The sequence below is a fragment of the Rhizobium sp. L1K21 genome (genome assembly GCF_024055895.1).
Taxonomy (GTDB): Bacteria; Pseudomonadota; Alphaproteobacteria; order Rhizobiales; family Rhizobiaceae; genus Ensifer_A.
The window spans coordinates 51,789-71,654 of record NZ_JAMXLE010000011.1; the positions used below are offsets into that span (position 1 = coordinate 51,789).

At 56.4% G+C, this 19,866-nt stretch carries 18 protein-coding genes and 2 pseudogenes; 1 reads left to right on the forward strand and 19 read right to left on the reverse strand.

Going from position 1 to position 19,866, the window contains the following annotated elements; all coding sequences use genetic code 11:
* Nucleotides 1-112: 112 nt before the first annotated feature.
* From NHF56_RS20500 to NHF56_RS20560, 14 genes and pseudogenes are all read right to left on the reverse strand, one after another.
* Nucleotides 113-1,207 (reverse strand): chemotaxis response regulator protein-glutamate methylesterase, encoded by a 1,095-nt coding sequence (locus NHF56_RS20500; protein ID WP_252808116.1) that lies wholly within the window; start codon nt 1,205-1,207, stop codon nt 113-115.
* Nucleotides 1,208-1,209: 2 nt separating this feature from the next.
* Nucleotides 1,210-2,088 (reverse strand): protein-glutamate O-methyltransferase CheR, encoded by an 879-nt coding sequence (locus tag NHF56_RS20505; RefSeq protein ID WP_373456355.1) that lies wholly within the window; start codon nt 2,086-2,088, stop codon nt 1,210-1,212.
* A gap of 26 nt (nt 2,089-2,114) precedes the next feature.
* Nucleotides 2,115-2,612 carry a chemotaxis protein CheW gene (locus NHF56_RS20510; protein ID WP_252808224.1) on the reverse strand — a complete coding sequence of 166 codons (498 nt, stop codon included), beginning with the start codon at nt 2,610-2,612 and terminating at the stop codon, nt 2,115-2,117.
* Nucleotides 2,612-3,670: pseudogene (locus tag NHF56_RS21070) on the reverse strand (methyl-accepting chemotaxis protein); the annotation flags it as partial. The pseudogene NHF56_RS21070 and the gene NHF56_RS20510, both read right to left, overlap by 1 nt.
* Before the next feature lie 345 nt (nt 3,671-4,015).
* Nucleotides 4,016-4,534: pseudogene (locus NHF56_RS21075) on the reverse strand (CHASE3 domain-containing protein); the annotation flags it as partial.
* A 174-nt stretch (nt 4,535-4,708) separates the two neighbouring features.
* Entirely contained in the window at nt 4,709-6,394 is a 1,686-nt protein-coding gene (locus NHF56_RS20520; protein WP_252808123.1) for a methyl-accepting chemotaxis protein, read from the reverse strand.
* 26 nt (nt 6,395-6,420) lie between these two features.
* Nucleotides 6,421-6,933: a chemotaxis protein CheW gene (locus NHF56_RS20525; RefSeq protein WP_252808125.1), complete on the reverse strand. Its 513-nt coding sequence runs from the start codon at nt 6,931-6,933 to the stop codon at nt 6,421-6,423.
* Nucleotides 6,930-8,945 (reverse strand): chemotaxis protein CheA, encoded by a 2,016-nt coding sequence (locus tag NHF56_RS20530; protein WP_252808127.1) that lies wholly within the window; start codon nt 8,943-8,945, stop codon nt 6,930-6,932. Before NHF56_RS20530 ends, NHF56_RS20525 begins: the two co-directional genes overlap by 4 nt.
* On the reverse strand, nt 8,942-9,310 hold the full coding sequence (locus NHF56_RS20535; RefSeq protein ID WP_252808129.1) for a response regulator: 369 nt from the start codon (nt 9,308-9,310) through the stop codon (nt 8,942-8,944). The genes NHF56_RS20530 and NHF56_RS20535 overlap by 4 nt, the downstream gene beginning before the upstream one ends.
* Nucleotides 9,307-9,633, reverse strand: a complete 327-nt coding sequence (locus tag NHF56_RS20540; RefSeq protein ID WP_252808130.1) for a hypothetical protein — start codon at nt 9,631-9,633, stop codon at nt 9,307-9,309. The genes NHF56_RS20535 and NHF56_RS20540 overlap by 4 nt, the downstream gene beginning before the upstream one ends.
* On the reverse strand, nt 9,630-10,727 hold the full coding sequence (locus tag NHF56_RS20545) for an HD domain-containing phosphohydrolase (RefSeq protein ID WP_252808132.1): 1,098 nt from the start codon (nt 10,725-10,727) through the stop codon (nt 9,630-9,632). The genes NHF56_RS20540 and NHF56_RS20545 overlap by 4 nt, the downstream gene beginning before the upstream one ends.
* 233 nt (nt 10,728-10,960) lie before the next feature.
* Nucleotides 10,961-11,914, reverse strand: a complete 954-nt coding sequence (locus NHF56_RS20550; protein WP_252808134.1) for a helix-turn-helix domain-containing protein — start codon at nt 11,912-11,914, stop codon at nt 10,961-10,963.
* A gap of 399 nt (nt 11,915-12,313) precedes the next feature.
* Nucleotides 12,314-13,135 carry an IclR family transcriptional regulator gene (locus tag NHF56_RS20555; RefSeq protein ID WP_252808136.1) on the reverse strand — a complete coding sequence of 274 codons (822 nt, stop codon included), beginning with the start codon at nt 13,133-13,135 and terminating at the stop codon, nt 12,314-12,316.
* A 67-nt stretch (nt 13,136-13,202) separates the two neighbouring features.
* Nucleotides 13,203-14,849 carry a long-chain-fatty-acid--CoA ligase gene (locus NHF56_RS20560; RefSeq protein WP_252808138.1) on the reverse strand — a complete coding sequence of 549 codons (1,647 nt, stop codon included), beginning with the start codon at nt 14,847-14,849 and terminating at the stop codon, nt 13,203-13,205.
* A 299-nt stretch (nt 14,850-15,148) separates the two neighbouring features.
* On the opposite strand from NHF56_RS20560, the gene NHF56_RS20565 reads away from it, so the two are divergent.
* Complete coding sequence (locus tag NHF56_RS20565) at nt 15,149-15,904, forward strand: SDR family NAD(P)-dependent oxidoreductase (RefSeq protein ID WP_252808144.1); 756 nt, start codon at nt 15,149-15,151, stop codon at nt 15,902-15,904.
* 54 nt (nt 15,905-15,958) lie between these two features.
* Here NHF56_RS20565 and NHF56_RS20570 read toward each other — a convergent pair whose 3' ends face one another.
* From NHF56_RS20570 to NHF56_RS20590, 5 genes are read right to left on the reverse strand one after another with little or no spacing between them, the layout of a single operon-like run.
* Entirely contained in the window at nt 15,959-16,354 is a 396-nt protein-coding gene (locus NHF56_RS20570) for a PaaI family thioesterase (protein ID WP_252808146.1), read from the reverse strand.
* 21 nt (nt 16,355-16,375) lie between these two features.
* Nucleotides 16,376-17,410 carry a phosphotransferase family protein gene (locus tag NHF56_RS20575; protein WP_252808148.1) on the reverse strand — a complete coding sequence of 345 codons (1,035 nt, stop codon included), beginning with the start codon at nt 17,408-17,410 and terminating at the stop codon, nt 16,376-16,378.
* Nucleotides 17,411-17,418: 8 nt separating this feature from the next.
* A complete protein-coding gene (locus NHF56_RS20580; protein ID WP_252808151.1) occupies nt 17,419-18,087 on the reverse strand; it encodes a histidine phosphatase family protein in 669 nt (222 codons plus the stop codon).
* An 18-nt stretch (nt 18,088-18,105) separates the two neighbouring features.
* Entirely contained in the window at nt 18,106-19,308 is a 1,203-nt protein-coding gene (locus NHF56_RS20585; protein WP_252808153.1) for an acetyl-CoA C-acyltransferase, read from the reverse strand.
* 55 nt (nt 19,309-19,363) lie between these two features.
* Complete coding sequence (locus tag NHF56_RS20590) at nt 19,364-19,825, reverse strand: MaoC family dehydratase (RefSeq protein WP_252808156.1); 462 nt, start codon at nt 19,823-19,825, stop codon at nt 19,364-19,366.
* Nucleotides 19,826-19,866 lie beyond the last annotated feature (41 nt).

Here is a 19,866-nt window from a genome sequence, read left to right on the forward strand (position 1 = left end):
GGATACCTATTTTCTCCGTTATTGCCGCTATCAAAGACGAAATCCGGAAACATTTATTAAAAGGCCAGAAGCTTCTTCTTATCGTGATTAACAGGTGGTATCCGGCCTGCATTCACCCCAAATGACGGCGGTCCGCAGCCAGCACTTCGCGTGCGATTTGCTCCAGGGGCACAATGCGGTCGACGCCACCGTGGGCGATCGCCTCCTTCGGCATACCGAAGACGACAGAGGTGGCCTCGTCCTGGGCGACGGTAAAGGCCCCAACCTCATGCATCTCTTTCATGCCGCGCGCACCATCGTCGCCCATTCCGGTCATGATAACGCCCATGGCGTTGCTACCGGCAGAGCGCGCCGCAGAGCGAAACAGCACATCGACTGAAGGTCTGTGGCGGGAGACCAAAGGCCCGTCCTTGACCGCCACGACATAACGTGCGCCCTGGCGTTCCAGCAATGTGTGCCTGCCGCCCGGCGCGATCAGAACATGTCCGCGCAGAACAGGATCTCCGTGTTCTGCTTCCTTGACCTCCACCTCGCACAGTCCGTTCAATCGATTGGCAAAAGCTGCTGTGAACTTTTCCGGCATGTGCTGAACGATAACGATCCCTGGGGTGTTGGCTGGAAGAGCGATCAGAAACTCGCGCAGCGCCTCCGTGCCGCCTGTGGAGGCTCCCACGCAAACGACCATCTCCGTGGTCTTGGCCATCGCGCGCGCCGACGGCGGCGGCAATACCGCGTCTGCGGTCAGTTTGGCCTGTATTTTACCAGAGGCAGGCTCAAGCCGCCGGCGCGCACCCAAGCGCGCAGAAGCTGCCCCCTTGACGGCTTCCCTGATCAGTGCACCACTTTCTGCCAAATGGTCGGCTGCGGCGATTTTGGGTTTCAAAATCACATCAACCGCGCCGGCTTCCAGCGCCTGCATCAGCGTTTCCGATCCGGCTTCCGTCAGCGACGAGCACATCACCACAGGGATCGGATGTTGCGACATCAACTTGCGCAGAAATGTGATGCCATCCATCTTTGGCATTTCCACATCCAGGGTGATGACATCAGGAATCGACTCCTGGATTTTCTTGGCGGCCATGAAAGGGTCAGAGGCAACACCCATGACCTCAATCTCGCCATCGGCCTCCAGCACCTGCGTCAAGGCCTGGCGGACACTTGCAGAATCATCAACGACAAGAACGCGGATTTTCCGACCCTTCAACATCGTCAGATCTTTCTAAATACCGTGTTTGCCACCTGCTTGACCGGCAATGCAAACCCCGTGATGGTTTCAGAGTGGCCCACGTAGAGATAACCGCCGGGGATCAGATTATCGCAGAGTCGCGTCAGGACCCGCTCCTGTGTCGGTTTGTCGAAATAGATGAGGACATTGCGGCAGAAGATGACGTGCATGGGATCGCCAACATTATAACTGCTGTCCATAAGATTCATGCGTGCAAAGCCGATCCTGGACCTCAAATGCGGATGGATACGCACTTCACCACGGTCGATGTTGCGTGCCTCCATGACATACCTTTTTCGCTGCTCGCCGCTGACCGGGCGCAACATTTCTGCGGGGTAAATACCGCGCTGCGCAATTTTCAAAACATCGGTCGAAAGATCGGTTGCCAAAATCGCGTAATCGAGCTTGCCATTGGCGGCGATGTAGTCTTCCATCACCATGGCGAGCGTGTAGGGCTCGGCTCCGGTCGAACAGGCCGAACTCCAGATACGCAGCCGCTGATAGCCTGCCGATTTCAATGTCGGTAGCGCGGAGGCGATCATATGCTCGAAATGCTTGGGCTCACGGAAAAAATCCGTTTTGTTGGTCGTGACCGCGTCGATGAGATGTATTGCCTCGGTTTCCAGCCCGCCCTGTTTGAACAGGAAATCACAGTAGTGGTTGAGGTCTTCAAAGCCGGCGGGACGCAACCGGCGCCTGAGTCTGCCTTCCAGCATCGTTCGTTTGCTTTCGGGCATTTTGATGCCGCTGTAATCGTAAATATAGCGGGCAAGCAAATTGAAGTTGCGCGGGCTTAGACCGGAAACGGCTCGCTGCGAGAGACCCGGCTCTAAAGACCTATCAAAACTGGCTGCTGCATTCATGCTCGTGCTCAAACTCGCTCCTACGCTCATACCGCTTTGGCTTGCAGTTCTCCAAAAGACCCAAGCGAACGGGCTTCGGAATCGGAAAACAACTTCGCCAGGTCAACGATCACAACAAAGTCCTTTTCGCGCCGAACAACGCCCGCGATGTAGTCAGACGGCCAGCGAACCCCGATGTCGGGGGCGCTTTCGATCGCATCGGAACGGAAAGAGGCAACTTCATAGACCCTGTCCGCGACAAGGCCCAAGGTGAGAGCCCTGCCGGAGATCTGTACATCAATCACCAGGATTCGGGTGTGCAGGGTCTTCTGCGTCTTGGACATGCCAAGACGCAGGCGCAGATCGATGACAGGGACGCCCTGACCACGAACATCCCTGAGGCCGAGAAGGTATTCCGGTCCATGCGGTATGCGGAAGGCATCCTCATGATCCAGGATTTCCCGAACCACTTCAACCGGAACGGCAAAGCATTCGTCTTCCAGGCTGAATGTGACGTATTGTCCTTCAGATGCTGTAACAGCCATCATGCAGTCTCCTTGAAATCCGAGTCGTCAGCGTCAGGACCACCCATCGACATGTCGAGCGCGAACCCCTTTGCAAGGGCCTGCTGAGCGCTCACGCTCTGACCCATTTTGGTTGATGGCGCTCTCGTGGACATGCCCGCCGCGCTTGGCTTGGTTTGGACGGCAGGTTTGCGCACTGTCCGCTGGCTCAAACCGCCGGCACTATCCACCTTGAAGAAGGCAATGGATGCCTGCAGCTCTTCAGCCTGAGAGGCCAGTTCTTCCGAGGTTGACGACATTTCTTCCGAGGCCCCGGCATTTTGCTGGGTCACTTTGTCAAGCTGCTGGATTGCTTCGTTGATCTGGGAAGCACCGATATCCTGTTCGCGGCAGGCGGCCGAGATTTCAGCAACCAGCTCCGCTGTCTTGCGAATATCCGGAACCAGTTTGGAAAGCATCTCGCCAGCATCGGTAGCAACGGCAACCGTCTCACCGGAAAGGCCGGAGATTTCGGCGGCAGCAGCCTGAGACCGTTCGGCAAGTTTGCGAACTTCAGAGGCAACCACGGCAAAGCCCTTGCCATGTTCGCCCGCACGGGCTGCTTCAACTGCCGCGTTGAGCGCAAGAAGGTCGGTCTGGCGGGCAATTTCCTGAACAATGGAAATCTTTTCCGCAATCGTTTTCATGGCCCCAACCGCCTTGGTCACCGCTTCGCCGGACATTTCCGCATCGCGAGCAGACTGGCGGGCAATCTTTTCAGTCTGTGCAGCATTATCTGCATTCTGCTTGATATTGGCAGCCATTTCTTCCATCGAAGCGGATGCTTCTTCAGCAGAAGAGGCCTGTTCTGTTGCACCCTGCGACAACTGTTCGGAGCCGGAAGAAAGCTGCTGGCTGCCGGAAGACACGTTTTCGGATGCAGCAAGCGCATCAGCAACAACGCCACGCAGGCGCTCAACCATGGTTTCCAACGACTTGCCCAGGATATCCTTTTCAGAGAGAGGTTTCGGGCTCACTGTGAGATCGCCACCGGAGATCTGATCTGCAATCGTTGCAGTGCTGCGCAGATTGTTGACCATGTCTGTGAGGTTGCCAGCCACTTCGCTGCTCAAGGCACCGTAATCGCGCTCAAGCTTCTGACTGAGATCGCCAACGGAAACAGCCTTCAGAACCGAAGAAATATCACGGAATGCCGCTTCTACAGCCTGTGAGGCACCCTGCATTTGCCCCACTTCGTCCTGACGCCCGGTTTCAAGTGGTGTGGCCAGCTTGGCCAGAGCCTGGTTAACGGTACCGATCGGCTTGGCGATAGTTTTGGTCATCACGAAGCCGATGACGACGGAAATGCCGAGGCTGATCAGCAGGCCAGCAATGATAACCGTTGTCATCAGATTGAGTGCGTCTTCCTGAGCCGCCTGACGCGTTGCAAGCAAGCCTTTCTCAGTGTCGATGACTTCCGCAACCTTCTTGCGCAATCCGTCCATGGATTGCTTACCGGCACCGGAGATTTCGATCCTGCGTGCCTGCTCTAAAGTCGCCGGGTTGGCCATCAGGGCGATCGCGCGCTCGGCAACCGAATTATGCCAGGTCTCCGCCATGTTTTTGATCTCATCAAGCCGCTGCTGTTGAGCCGGATTGTCCGACGTCAGCGTCTTGGCTTCGTTCCAGAACGTGTTGAATGAAACCCAACCGGACTTGTAAGGCTTGAGAAACTCGTCCTTGCCAGAGAGGAGATACCCGCGGAACCCGGTTTCCTGGTTGACCATGCTCGAAACGATACCATCCGCCGCGCTGATCACCTTCATTGTATGTTCGTTCCAATGCGTTGTCTGCTTGACTTCATTGGACTTGAGGAAAACCACAGTGTTTATAGCAAGCGAGGCGAGAATGATGAGTCCGAGAAAGAGCATTAGCTTCTTTGGTATGGATAGATTATTTATCATTGAGGCACTTCCTAAAGAGAAGGGGTGAACGGCTGCCGTTTCGACGTGGCGTTGCAGTTTTTTCGATCCACATTTTTTTGAGAGAAAGTCTCAAGCTTCTCTCCAGCCAGCGATCCATTCACCAGCCTTGCCACGGCGCCAGAATGGCGCCGCAGTCTTGAAAGAAAGCGCGGGTTAAGCGCTTTCGCGGAAGTCGTTGTCGTCAGCATCCGGGCCGCCCATCGACATGTCGAGGGCAAATCCCTTTACGCGGGCCTGTTGGGCGCTTACGCTTTGACCCCGTTGGGGAGCTGAAGCCTTGGGCGCCGTAACTGGCTTCGACTGAGCTGCAGGCTTGCGAGCCGCAGACTGACCACCCGAACCGCCAGTATTGTCGACCTTGAAGAAGGAGATGGAGGCCTGCAGTTCTTCTGCTTGAGCCGCCAGCTCTTCCGATGTCGCCGACATTTCTTCAGATGCCCCGGCATTTTGCTGGGTGACCTTGTCGAGCTGTTGGATGGCCTCGTTGATCTGGGACGCACCGATATCCTGTTCGCGGCAGGCGGCCGAGATTTCGGCAATCAGTTCCGCGGTCTTGCGGATGTCCGGGACCAGCTTGGAAAGCATTTCGCCGGCGTCGGTGGCAACCGAGACAGTTTCACCCGAGAGGCCGGAGATTTCGGCAGCCGCCGCCTGAGACCGTTCGGCAAGCTTGCGGACTTCAGAGGCAACGACGGCAAAGCCCTTGCCATGCTCACCCGCGCGCGCTGCTTCCACAGCCGCGTTGAGGGCCAGAAGATCGGTCTGACGGGCAATTTCCTGAACGATGGAAATCTTTTCAGCGATTGTCTTCATGGCGGTAACGGCTTTGGTTACAGCATCGCCGGAAAGCTCAGCGTCCTTGGCCGACTGACGGGCGATTTTTTCCGTCTGGGCCGCATTGTCCGCGTTCTGCTTGATGTTCGCGGCCATTTCTTCCATGGAAGCGGATGCTTCTTCAGCAGAAGAGGCCTGTTCCGTTGCGCCTTGGGACAATTGTTCCGCGCCAGAAGAAAGCTGCTGGCTGCCCGAAGATACGTTGTCGGAGGCAGCAAGTGCATCGCCAACCACACCGCGCAGACGTTCCACCATGGAATTGACATTGGCAAGCATATCGCCGATTTCGTCTTTGGTTTTGATTTCGGCCAGTTTTGTCAAATCACCGGCGGCGACCGTCTGGACCGTCGTCACGGCACGTGCGATGCCCTTGTTGATGGAGATAATGATCGCAATTGCGGCAATGAGTGCGGCGATGGAAACCACGCTCGAAACGCTGATAACGATGGTGCGAATGGTGTTATACTGTGTCGTCGCGTTCTCATCCGCTTCTTTCAGGCGCTCGCGTTCCAGGGCAAAGACCTCCTCAAGCAACGCATCGATTTTTGACGCCGATTCGCGGGCAGTGGTCGCCGAAACGCGCATGGCCCGGGCGGTATCTCCGCTCTTGAGTGCTTCGCGTATCTGGTCGTCGTCGCGGCGGAAGTTTGCCGTGAGTTCCTTCAATTGATTCCACAGGACCATTCCCTTTTCGGTGGCCTTGGAAAGGACCAGGTTGAAACTTTGGTCAAACGCTGCACGTTCCTTGTCGCTTGCGGCGATATAGCCTTCAAGTTCCGAGTTTGAGTTCGCATTCAGCATATTTTTCTGCTGGCGAATTTGCTGCAACTGCGCAATGTTCAGGTCCTGAGCAAGGCTCAGTCGCTTGGCTGGCCCGTTTACCGCCTCGGACCAATGTCCATTGACCGCCGAAAGACTCATGACGTTGTAAAGTGCCGTCCCGACGAGCATCAAAATGACGAAGCCGAAAGCCAGTAATAATTTCAGTTTAATAGTGAACCGCATCTTGGAATCCCCTTAATAATGCAACGTCAAGCCGAAGCTTTGACCGCGTTCTCATTGCGTGACGAAAATATCGCCAACAGATTGGGAACAATGATAAATTCGCCATCCCTCTTAACTAGGGCGTGAATATAGTCAGGACGCCACCGCATCCCCACGATAGGCGGTGGCTCGCTGGCATTGACCGAAAGCCGGGTCACTTCATAAACCCTGTCGGTACGAATGCCGATCAGCGTTTGCTCACCGTCTATTTCAAGCTCGGTGACGATGATGCGGCTGTCGATCGTGACATTCGAAGCCTCCATGCCGAAGGCCAGGCGAATATCGGCGAGTGGAATGACCTTGCCCCTGAAATTGATGACGCTACCAACAAAGGGCAGGCTGCCCGGGACATTGGTTTCCGGAAGGAGATCCAGAATTTCCTGGACCACCGTAGCTTCAATGGCAAAGATTTCGCCATTGAGGCTGAATGTGAGAACAGAGAGGTCCTCACCACCTTTCCAAAAGCCTTTGTGATCTGTCTTGCTGATGTTGTCAGTCATCCTGCTGCCCTCATTTGCGCTTCCTGATGCTGGCCGGCGGCCACTAGATGCGCGACGTCAAGAATAAGCGCCACATTGCCGTCGCCGAGGATGGTTGCCCCCGAGAAAGACGCCACGTTGCTGTGGAGCTTCGACATGGATTTGATCACAGTCTGGTGGTCGCCAATGATCTGGTCGACCACCAGACCGACCCGTTCGGCGCCTGTCGAAATGACGACCACTTTCTGAAACACTTCAGGCTCTGTTCCGGTGTTGAACAACTCCCGCAGCCGGATGAAGGGAACCAGGTGATCGCGAAGCGATATGAAGCTGCGACCGCGCGAGCGCAGGTCTTCTTCGACACTCAATTCAAGGCATTCCTCAACAGCGCTGAGCGGAATGACGTAATTGCCGCTGCCGACCCGGACCAGAAGTCCATCGATAATGGCCAGTGTCAGCGGAATTCTCAGAGCGATTTCCGACCCCTCGCCGATATTGGACTTAACGTCGATTGCACCGCGCAACGCTTCGATGGTTTTCTTGACCACGTCCATGCCGACGCCGCGACCTGAAAGGTTCGTGACCTTCTCCGCTGTGGAGAAGCCGGGCTGGAAGATCAGTTGAAGCAATTCCTGATCGGAAAGTTGCTGATCGGGCTGGATCAGACCATTGGCTTCGGCTTTAGCGCGCACCCTGTCGCGATTGATACCGCGGCCGTCATCGCGAATAGTAATGACCACTTCGCTGCCGGTCTGATGCGCGGATAGGTGGACACGCCCTGTCGGCGGCTTGCCGGCGGCGATCCGGTCCTGCGGATTTTCAAGGCCATGGTCGATGGAATTACGAACAAGATGGATCAAGGGATCGGCCAGCCGGTCGATCACCGTCTTGTCCACTTCGGTCGTTTCCCCCTCGGTGATCAATTCAATATCCTTGCCGGTTTCCCTGGCCAGATCGTGAACCAATCGACGGAAGCGGCTGAAGAGGCTCGCTACCGGCATCATGCGCAGAACCATCATTGTGTCGCGCAGCTCGCCCGAAAGGCGCTCGATTTCTTCTGAGACAGAACGAAGGCCGAGGTCGGCGGCTGAACCCGCCATTTGGCTGAGCCGCGACTGGGCGATCACGAGTTCGCCGACCCGATCCATCATTTCATCAAGGCGCAAAGCCGGGACGCGGACATTGTCGTTCTGCCTTTGGGCTTTTGCCTCAGGCAGGCTCTTGTCGCTTTCGGCGGGCTGGGCTGCATTGTTCGGGGTCTGTGCTACGCCCACGATGGCAGGCTTCTCCGCCTCCACCGTCTGCGCTGGCGAAGACCCTACCTCCTTCAATTCCATCTTCATTTCGTCCATGACAAAGATGAAGACATCCTCAATTTCGCTTTCGGGCGCTTCGGTGACGAGCGACACTGTCCAATGGACATGGATCTCCCGCGGATCGAGATCGTCGATAGACGGAATGTCCTGGGTTTCCGCGGTAATTTCGCATTCGCCAAGATCCCGCAATTCGTCAAGCAAACCCAGCGGGTTGGTGCCGTTGATCATCGAATTGGCCGGCAAGCTGAATTTCAACTGCCAGGAACGTTTTGTGTTTTGCTCGGCGGCCTTTGACGCGACTGCGACGACGCCCGCCGGAGCAGCGGCAGGAACCGCCGAAGCCGCTCCTCCCACGGCGCGCTGCAGGTTTTCCAGAAGCTTGCGGCTCATCGCTTCGTGATCGCCATTCGGCGTTTCGAGCAAAGCCTGCATATGGCCTTGCGCATCAAGAACGGCGCTGATCAGCTCAATGGTTGCGGGCGCTTCTCCTTTGCGAACCCGGTCAAACGCAGTTTCGCAATGATGCGTGAAGGCGGCCAGTTGATCGAAGCCGAACATGGAGCCCGACCCTTTCAATGTGTGAAGCCCGCGGAAGACGGCGTCGATTTGAGCGCGGTCGTCGAGATCGCTTGTCAGGTCCAGAAGACCCGCCTCAATCACTTCCAGCTGCTCGGCAGCTTCGGTCTTAAAGACGGCAATGGGATCTATGTTGTTCATCGGCCGAGAACCTTGCGCACAATCTTAATGAGATTGTCCGGCTCGAATGGTTTCGTCAGCCAGCCGGTGGCCCCTGCCGCCTTGGCCTGCTGTTTGAGTTCACCGTCGGATTCGGTGGTCAGAAACACAACCGGCGTTCCCATATAGGCGGGAAGCTGGCGCAGGCTGCGGATCATCGTCAGCCCGTCCATGTTCGGCATGTTGAGGTCTGTCACGATAAGATCGAAGCTGCCGGCCTTCATCTTCTCAAGGCCATCAGCGCCATCCACGGCTTCCGTCACGTTGTATCCCGCGCCTGTCAAAGCCATTCGCGTGGTCAGCCGGATGCTTGCAGAATCGTCTACCGTCAAAATGTTTGCGCTCATTGCTCTACTCCGTTTGCCCAGAATTCCCTGTTTTTCGCGCCAGCGGCCAAGAAGCCGCCGCGCTGCAATGTTGCGGGAAATGCACCCTCTTTCGGAGCATTCACCACCAGTTCAACACCTTTGGCCTGTGCTGTTTTCAAAGCGGAAAGCAGCAATTGCGGCATTGTCAGGTCGCAATCGGCGTCCTCATCAATCTCGATCTGCAGCGGAACGCCACGCGCATCTGCAGCGTCCAGGGAGGCGACGATCCTGTCCTTCACGTCACTAATTGTCTTAATTGTCAGTGCGCCTTCGAGACGCAGAGTTTCACGTTGCTCGCTCATGCGACGTCCTCGTTCCTTGAAGAAAACTGTGCCGAAAATGACGGGTGCAAAACGCTCTGAAGTTCGCCGCTCTCGGCCGAATAGATCTCTGCAACCTGTTGCCAGCCACGGCAAAATGCCGCGACACAGGCCGGGTCGAAATGCGTGCCGCTGCATCGCATGATTTCCTGAAAGGCTTTCTCAATCTTCCAGGCGGGCTTGTAGGGCCGCTCGGAGCAGAGCGCGTCAAACACGTCGGCGACGGCAACAATGCGCCCTTCGATTGGAATTTCATCCTTGCTGAGACCTTTGGGGTACCCGCTGCCATCCCACTTCTCGTGATGGCTTTCTGCAATAATGGCCGCCGTCTGAATCACTTCTGAGGAGCTGCCCTCCAGCACTTCCGCACCGAAAGCCGAGTGCTGACGCATTGATGCAAACTCTTCCTCCGTCAGCCGACCCGGCTTGAGGAGGATAGCGTCTGGAATGCCAATCTTGCCGACATCGTGCAGGGGGCTTGCCATATAGATCGTGCGGACAGCTTCATCATCCAGCCCCAATTCCTCAGCGATCAGCTTTGAAACCAGCGCCACACGGGAGACATGTTCGGCGGTTTCGCCATCGCGGCAGGCCATCGCCCTGGACAGGCGCCAGATGATTTCCTCTTCCTGCTTGGCGATGCGATTGCTGGCGGCTTCCATATCCCGCTCAAGGCGCATTGCGCGTTTGGCAAGTTTGCGCTCCGCGCGCCAAAGCCCCATGAAATTGCGCACCCGAATGATCAGTTCAAGCTTGTCGATCGGCTTCTGCAGGAATTCTGTCGCGCCCGCTTCCATCGCCGCCATCTTGACCGCACTGTCGGTTTCAGAGGTCAGCATGATGATCGGTATACTCGCAACGTTAGCGTTCGCTCTCACCGCTTTTATGAGCTCGATACCGTTCATGTCAGGCATTGCGTAATCGACAATCAGCAGATCGGCAGGCTCCTTGCGCAGGCATTCCAGCGCTTCGCATGGCTTCAAGAATGTTCGAACCGATGCATCCTTGATTTCGCTGAGCGCTAGCTTCAGGAAAGAAAGAACGGAGCTGCTGTCATCGACTGAAAAGACGATCATTGTTTTCCTCCTACTTCATCGAAGTCGGTCGGCGCGTAGGCAAAATTAAATTTGGGAAAACCGCATCATGCAGTGAAGCTTCCACACAGGAAGCCCATGGATGAAGCTATTTAGGGTTTATAAACCTTAACGGTGCGTTAAGTTTTTGCACCTGAGCGGCGGGCGAACAAAACTTATGCGCGAAAGTGAGTGTACTGCGTATTCGTGATACTGCAGCGCGAAAAATCGGGTGGTTACAACCGCTTCTTGCGGGTTTCCGATGGCGCTTCGCCGTAAAGGACGCGATATCGCGCTGCGAAATATCCGAGATGACCGAACCCCCATTTTCTGGCGACTTCAGCAACGCTTTCATTATTGGTTGGGTCAAGAAGGTCGGTGTGGATCTTTTGAAGCCGGAGCCTCTGAACATAACTTGCTGGGCTCATGCCCAGTTCCTCCCGGAATGCGAGCTGCAATGCCCGAATGCTCGCGCCGGCCTGTTTGGCCAAATCTTCTATGGTAAACTCCTCTGCTATGTGCTCTTGCAGCCAGAGGATGGCCCGACGGGTTTTGCGCCTATGACCCATTGTCGGAAGGCCTGTCGAAGCGACAGGCCAATATTCGATAAGTGCTGTGATGATTGCTTCCTTCAAAAGCAACGCTGCAGGTTGCGCTTTCTCCAGGGGATGGGTTTCCGGGCTCTGCCCAATCATGGCGAGAACCATCTGTTCTACTACCGTTAAGCCGCAATCCTTGACGGAAGCCTTGGCTTCAAGAGACGAAAGTCTTTCATCCGGTTCGCCACCGGCTGTGGAGACAAAAGCAGAGTAGCGGGCCCGCGGTATCGAGACAGAAACAATCCGCGTGCCCGGCGACATTTCGATCCTGATTTTGGCATCGTGGCTTCTTAGCCATGCATATCCAGCCGGAATTTCTCTTTCACTACCGTTCAAGCCAAATTTGGCACTTCCTTCCTGCACAAAATGGGCGTCCAGACTCGCCTCCCGCGCGCTGGAATGGTGGAACACCATTCCGCTCCGGGAAGAGAGTTCCCAAGTTTTCATCTTGCGCACAATTGAAGCTAGAAGGCGAACATCAAACGTCTCTTGACCAGGTAGTTTTTCCATACGAGGTGCATCAAACAGATGCGCGAGCTTGGGATCGGCATTCGCCGTGTCAAACGATTCGATGTAATATTTACTCAACATACTTCGGCGAATTTTCTCCAGCCCTTCAACGACATCAGATAGAGTTACGTTGTGCTAGCCGAATTGGTTTGTGAGAATGCGAGACACACAAAAGGCAATTTTGGAAAAAATAATCTATATGAAAACAGCTATTCATTTGTTTTTATTAGCCTAAAATATAATTTTGGTAAGAGGCAACCCCTTTTCGGTGAAAAATTTACGCGTCAGCGCTATTTGTATGATTTGGTGAAAATAGAGAAAAAAGCGACGCGTTTTGGTGAAAAGCCGAGTCCCGTGTCGGACAGAAGAACAAGATCACGCGCGCCTCTTCAGGCGGGAAAGCTGGCTCTCAATCGCCTCGCAACCCACGGGTAGACATCGCCGATTATCGAGCCATCACCAATGAACGTGACCTCATCGCTAGATGCGGCTGTTTCGGAGCAGGTTGACCATCTTGAGGAGCTTCGGCCCGCATTCGTTTTCGAGCTTCTCGACAGGGAGGTAGTTGGCGGGGCCGCCGAGATTGAATGCCAGCAGTGGCTCGTTGTCCCGGCCGCGGGCAAACGGAACGGAGACAGAATTGACCCCGGTTTGCCATTCTCCGAGATTGAGATAGAAGCCGCGCCGCGCAATCTGTTCAGCCGCATCTTCGATGCCTTCGCGCAGCGTCGGCCATTTGTCCGGGCCGGCCCGCTTCTCAAGGGCCGACAGCAGTTCGGCTTTTTCCTGCACGCTGCAGGCGGCCAGATAGGCGCGGCCCATCGACGAACGTGCCAAGGATATGCGTGATCCGACATCCAGTTGCAGTGAGATCACGCTGCGGGAGCGCGCGGCGGCCACATAGATCATTGTATGTTCGACTCGCCCGCCGAGACCAACCAGAACGCCTTCGCCGCAACTGTCGGCAAGTTCCTGCATATAGTCGCGTGCGGCCTCCCGGATTGGGAGACCATTCAGGCAGGCAAACCCGAGGGAGAGAACCGGCACACCCATGCGATAGCGCCCGGTTTGCTTGTCATACAACAGGTAGCCAGACTTCAGGAGGGTAAATGTCAGGCGCGACACAGTCGAATTCGGCAGGCCGGTGCGCTGCGCAATATCGCCATTGCTCAACCCGCTTCGATCTTCGGGTCTGAACGCGCGCAAAACTTCGAGGCCGCGATGAAGTGCGGTGATAAACTGCCGGTCCTGCTCGCCAGATGTGTCTTCCGTCTCGTCGGCAGACACCGCACGCTTTCTCATTCCACTGTTCCTTTGCCAAGCTCAATCGGCGGCTTCCTACCACGCGGAAAACCATGTGCATATACAGTTAGATCAGCTCCCTCCAGAGGACTTTGCCGGCACCAGACCGCGGGAGTTGATCGATGAAGACGACTTCGCTGGGACATTTATATGCGGCCATTTCTTTGCGACACCAGGCAATGATACTGTCGGAATCTGCGCTCGGCGCAGACTTTGCCCGAACGACAAATGCCTTCACAAATTCGCCACGGCGCTCATCGCGTCCCGGCACCACACAGGCCTCGGCGACAGCCTTGTTTTTAAGCATCAGCATCTCGACTTCGGCCGGCCAGACCTTGTAGCCGGAAATGTTGACCATCCGTTTCAGGCGATCCACCATGTAGAAGAAGCCGCTTTCATCGCGATAGGCAATGTCCCCGGTGCGGAAGAATGACTTGCCGTCGATCTCGACAAAGGCTTCTGCGGTTGCTTCCGGTTTTCCCCAATAACCCTTGAAGACCTGGGGTGCAGACATGATGATTTCGCCGGGAACATTCAGATCAAGTTCCTTGGTGCCGCCGGGCTCGACCACACGCGCATCGACGCCGAAGACCGGGACGCCGAGACACTGGTCTCTTGGCGCGTCAACCGGATTGATATGGGTCCCGGCAATCGTCTCTGAGAGGCCGTAGCCTTCGATATAGGGTCGCCCAATCCGCACCCGAAGCTTCTTGGCAATGGCATCGGGCATGGCAGCACCACCGCCGCCGATCTTGTCGAGGCTCGAAAGGTCATATGCCTCTGTTTCCGGGTTATTGAGCAGATCGATCATCATTGTGCTGATCGAGGCCCATCGGTTGACGCGGTAACGCTCGATGAGCCTGGAGGCGTGAACGCAGTTCCATCGCGTCAGGATAATAATCGTGCCGCCCTGATAGATGGGCTGGTTCATTGAGCTCTGCATGCCCGTCACATGGAAGAACGGCAACGTCGCCAAATTCACTGTATGGGCGACAGCCGGATTCCAAATGATGCCGCCAACGATGGTCACCATCACGGTTCGGTGTGTATGCATACAGCCTTTCGGCTGGCCTGTCGTTCCAGAACTGTAAGGAATGACAGCCAGGTCATCGGGTCCGGTTTCACGCGCACGCGGCGTCTCGCCGAATTGAATGGCCTTTGCAAACCCGCAAATCCCCGGCCCCGTGAGGTCGCTTTCCTTGAGCATTGGCAAAGGATCGGGCAGCGGGCAGTCAAAATCCGGGTCACCCATTTCGGCATAGGCTGCTGAAATGACATGGCCGATTTGCCCGCTCTCCAGAAGCGGCTGTACCTGGCCAGCCAGCTCCTGGCCAATCACCATGACCGAGCCACCGGTGTCGGACAGAAGATATTCAAGCTCGCCTGTCCGGTTCATCGGATTGACAGGCACGACAACGGCACCAGCACGCAGGATTGCATAATAGCTGATGATCCATTGCGGAGAGTTCTGCATATAAAGCAGGACCCGATCACCCTTTTTGACACCGGCCCGCTGCTGCAGATAACCAGCCAGCGCCAGAACCTTTTGCCAAAGCTCCGCGTAACGGACCTCCCGGCCCTGATAGATGATGGCGACAGTATCGCCTGAGCGCTCTGCCGTGATTTCCAGATTGGCGTCGACGGTTCTTTCCGGCAATTCGAGCGCGCGCGGAATATCCGCCGGCCAGTAAGGCGCGGGATGTCTTGAAGGCATTTGCAAAGACCTCTGCTTGATTGAAATGACACACTCCTCCTGTCGGCGCATCAATCAGCCCGGTCCGGCTCTCTCCTGCATGGTTTTTCTCCTCCCAGTTTCAGCGGCCAATACTAAGACGTCTCCCATTTTCCGCAAGGCAAAAAAATATTCCGCACCATTGACTGGTTTTTTCGGATGGGCAACAACTGAAAAAAGGGGGAGGTTTCAGGGGATGGATAGATTTCCGGCCTCCGGACGCATCAATGCGTTTCGTGAAACGCTGCGGCAGTGCCGTGCCAGTCAAGAGTGAGGCAATCATGTTCGATTTCAAAGGTAAGGTCGCAGTTGTGACGGGTTCAAGTCGCGGCATTGGCAGGGCGACCGCCGAAATGTTTGCCCGCTTTGGCGCACGCGTTGTCGTTTCCAGCCGCACCGCCGAGGCTTGTGAAGATACGGCAAAGACGATCCGCGATCAGGGCGGTGAGGCACTGGTCATTCCCTGCCACATTGGCAAGAAAGAAGACTTGCAACGCCTCGTCGATAAAACAATGTCGGCCTGGGGCCGCATCGACAGCCTGATCTGCAACGCCGCGATTAACCCCGTCTATGGCCCCATGTCTGACCTGACCGACGACGCATTCGACAAGATCATGTCGACCAATGTCCGCTCCACGCTTCAGCTTTGCAACATGGTGCTTCCCGGCATGGCCGAGCGCGGCGGCGGAACGGTGGTCATCCTGTCCTCCATTGCCGGCATTCGCGGCAATACGGTGATCGGTGCCTACGGAATATCGAAAGCCGCCGAAGCCGCGCTCGCCCGCAATCTTGCCGTGGAATGGGGACCGCATCATATCCGCGTTAACGCACTGGCACCCGGTCTTGTGAAAACCGACTTTGCCCGTGCGCTCTGGGAAGACCCGGAGCGGCTCGAACGCGCCGAAAAACAGACGCCTTTGCGCAGGATCGGCGTGCCGGACGATATCGCAGGCACGGCTCTTTTCCTGGCAAGCGATGCGTCGGCCTATATTACCGGCCAGACCATTGTCGCCGATGGCGGCGAAACCATTTCCTAGGTACTGCGGTGCGAAGACGGCACTGGCCGACGGCTTTGCAATCGGGTGTGTCGCCTACGAGCGATAGCGAAAAACGCCGGTGGCTGTTGCCACAACAGTGCCCTTGCTGTCGGTGACTTCGCCGCGCGCGAAGAATGATCTTTTCCCGCCGCCGGTTCGAAAACCTTCAGCAATCAGCCAATCGCCTTCGGGCCGCGACAGAAAATTGGTGGTCATCGACAGGGTCATGGCCAGCCTCTTGTTATCCAGATCGCCTGTATAACAACCTGCAAAACCCATCACCGTATCCAGCAGCGTGGCATAAAGGCCGCCATGCGGGATGCCGTAACGGTTCTGGTGTTTTTCACCAAGCGGCAAATCGAAACGGCAATAATCTGTCGACCAGTCCACCATCTTGAAGCCCAGAAGTTCTTGAAACGGGTATGGGGCTTCGCTTTTTGGGTCCTTCATGATCGTCCTTTTCAACCAGAATCAAATTTCACCAGCGGCTTTCAGACCACCTTCGGCATAAAGCGGCACATAGCTTCCCACCAGCTTCGCCCGCTCAGGATTGGAGGCATTGCCCTCTAGCGCCCTTTTGAGAACGCCCTGGAGAATGGCCGCCATGCGGAAAAAGGCGAAAGCGACATAGAAGCCGAGATTGTCTATCCCCGCCAATCCCCGGCGTCGGCAGTAGGCATCGACGAATTCGGCATCGCTTGGAAGCCCCAATGCTTTTCGGTCCACCCCGGCAAGACCGCGTCCTTCCGGGCCAACCGGCATTGCCCACTGCATCAGCACGGCACCGAGATCGGCGTAAGGGTGGCCGATGGTCGACAATTCCCAGTCGAGCACGGCCAGACAACGGCTCTCCGTGCCATGAAACAGCATGTTGTCGATCCGGTAGTCACCGTGAACCAGTCGCCGCTGACCCAACTCGTCCGGCACATTCGCATCCAGCCAGGCCATCAACGCTTCCATCGGCGCAATGTCGGCTGTCTGGCTCGAGCGGTACTGCTTGGTCCAGCGGTCAAGCTGGCGGCGGTAATAATTCCCCTCAGGCCCGTAATCAGCCAGGCCGCATGCCTCTATATCCACCTCATGGAGAGCCGCCAGCACACGGTTCATCTCGTCAATGATGGCAAACCGGGTTTCCGGTGATTGATCCGGCAGATTCGGCAGGTCGAAATTGCGGCCTTCAACATAGTCCATGACATAGAAATCCGCACCGATCACCGATTCATCCTGGCACAGAGCATGAACGCGACTGACGGGAACATCCGAATTGGCGAGCGCGCGTTGCACCCGAAATTCACGGTCAACCGCATGGGCCGACTTCAGGAGTTGGCCGGGCGGCTTTCGGCGCAAAACAAGCTTTGGGCCGTCTGTTTCAATCAGGAAGGTCGGGTTTGACTGACCGCCTGGAAATTTGGAGACAGACCTGATTTGCGAAACGCCGTCAACGCGCCCCTTCAGCCATGCCTCGACATTGGCCCTGTCCTGATCTGAGAAAAACTGGCTGGTCATGAATTGCCCTAACTGTAGGTGAGAAGTTCGGCCTGATTATCAGCATCAATATGGGGCGTTTCATTGAAGCCGGTCAGGAAAATGTCATCCGGCGCAGCGAAAAACCGCGTCACCCCGCAATTGCGGATCTGCAACTGCAATCGGATCTGCTCTTCGGCAGGCGCATTCAGACACAGCCGGACCATCTGCCCAATAGCACCGCCCGAACTGACGGCAAGAACCGGCCCCTTGTCGAATGACGCAAGAAAGTCCCTTGCATCTTTGACCCGACCGACAAAGTCGGACCAGCGTTCGGGAGGGCTTTCGATCCGGTCTTGCGCCCATTCGAGCACCGTTTCGCGCAAGATGCGAAAATGCGTCCGGCGGTCCGAATGCATCCCTTCGGGAGCCGGTTTGCCGTTAAAACGGGCACCAAGAAGGCTCTTGAAATCAAATTCATTGAGGCCCGCATGCTGCTCCAGCTGCCGGTCTTCAAGCTTCATGCCGCGCAGGATGCCCTGCATGGTCTGGAGATGCCGCTTCTGCGCACCCACAACGAAGACTGAAGGTTTGACGCCCTGGCGGACAAGAGCCCGCCCCAGCGCTTCCGACTGACGGTCACCAAGCTCTGACAACTGGTCATAGTCTGCCGCCCCAAAACTGGCCTGGGCATGCCGCACAAGATAAATTTCAGGCATTCCAATTCCCGTCTGGCTTCACAACACTTCAAACAATCCGGCGGCACCCATGCCCCCGCCCACGCACATGGTGCAAACCACATATTTCACACCGCGGCGCTTGCCTTCAATCAGAGCGTGGCCGACCATGCGGGCACCGGACATGCCATAGGGATGGCCAATGGAAATCGCACCGCCATTGACGTTGAGGATCTCTTCAGGAATGCCCAGAACCCGAGACGACTGCAGAACCTGGCAGGCGAAAGCCTCGTTCAGCTCCCAAAGTCCGATATCGTCCATTTTCAAACCGTGGGCCTTGAGCAGTTTGGGCACGGCATAAATCGGGCCGATGCCCATTTCGTCCGGGTCCAGGCCCGCTGCCGTGACACCAACATAACGGCCAAGCGGGGTAAGACCGCGCTTTTCAGCAAGTTTGGCTTCCATGATGACGGCAGCAGACGCACCATCGGAAAGCTGCGAGGAGTTGCCTGCGGTAATAAACCTGCCTTCCTTGACCACCTGTCCGTCCTTGAAGACCGGCTGCAGACCCGCCAGATTGTCGAGCGATGTTCCAGGACGGTTCCCCTCATCCTTGTCCAGCGTCACTTCGCGGTAGGATATCGCCTTGGTCTCCTTGTCCATAACCGCCATGGAGGTGGTCAGCGGGACGATCTCGTCATCGAATTTTCCGGCGGCTTGTGCTGCAGCCGTGCGAGCCTGTGATTGAACCGCATAGGCGTCCTGATCCTCGCGGCTGACGCCGTAGCGTTCTGCAACGATTTCGGCTGTTTCCAGCATCGACATGTAAAGGGCAGGCTGATGCTCGACAATCCAGGGATCGCGTGCGCGGTCGGTGCGCATGTTCTGGTTCTGCACCAGCGAAATCGATTCGACACCACCACCAACAACGATATCCATTCCGTCGTGAATGACCTGCTTGGCGGCTGTGGCAATCGCCATCATGCCGCTGGCGCACTGCCTGTCCATCGACATGCCGGCAACAGTGGTTGGCAGGCCTGCGCGAATGACGGCCTGGCGACCGATATTGCCGCCTGTTGCGCCTTGCTGAAGCGCCGCCCCGACAATGCAGTCTTCCACCTCTGCGCCATCAACACCGGACCGTTCGACGGCGTGCTTGACGGCATGGCCAATCAGCTCCTGAGCCTGTGTGTTGTTGAAAGCGCCTCGAAATGCCTTGCCAATCGGCGTACGGGCGGTGGAAACGATTACTGCATCACGCATGGGTTAACCTCCTTCTGTTTCTCGGGCGCATACGCCCGCTTATATTTTGATTTCATCAATGGGCTGAGGCTACGCGCAGCGTATGCCACTTGGCGACGAGTGCCGGTTTGTCCTGATCCTTGATGTCGACCGTGACACTGGTGATGAGCCGATGTGTGCCGGGCCGCATTTCAATGCAGTCCTCCAGCACGAACCGCCCGCGAACCTGCGCGCCTGCCGGAACCGGCGAGAGAAACCGCACCTGATCAAAACCGTAATTGACGCCTGTGCTGTTTTCGCCGGGCCTCGGCAGACACTCAGCTGCCATGCGCGGAAGAAGGGCGAGCGTGAGAAGACCATGTGCGATTGTGCCGCCAAATGGCGAATTGGCGGCCTTCTCCTTATCGATATGAATGTACTGCCAGTCCTCGGTCACGTCTGCGAAGGCGTCGATGCGATCCTGCTCGACATTCAGCCAGGACGATACGCCAATTTCGGTGCCGATCCTGCCACGAAGGTCGTCAAATTCGGCATCCATGTCTCGCGTTCCCCCAACGTCTCGGTATTCAAATATTCTGC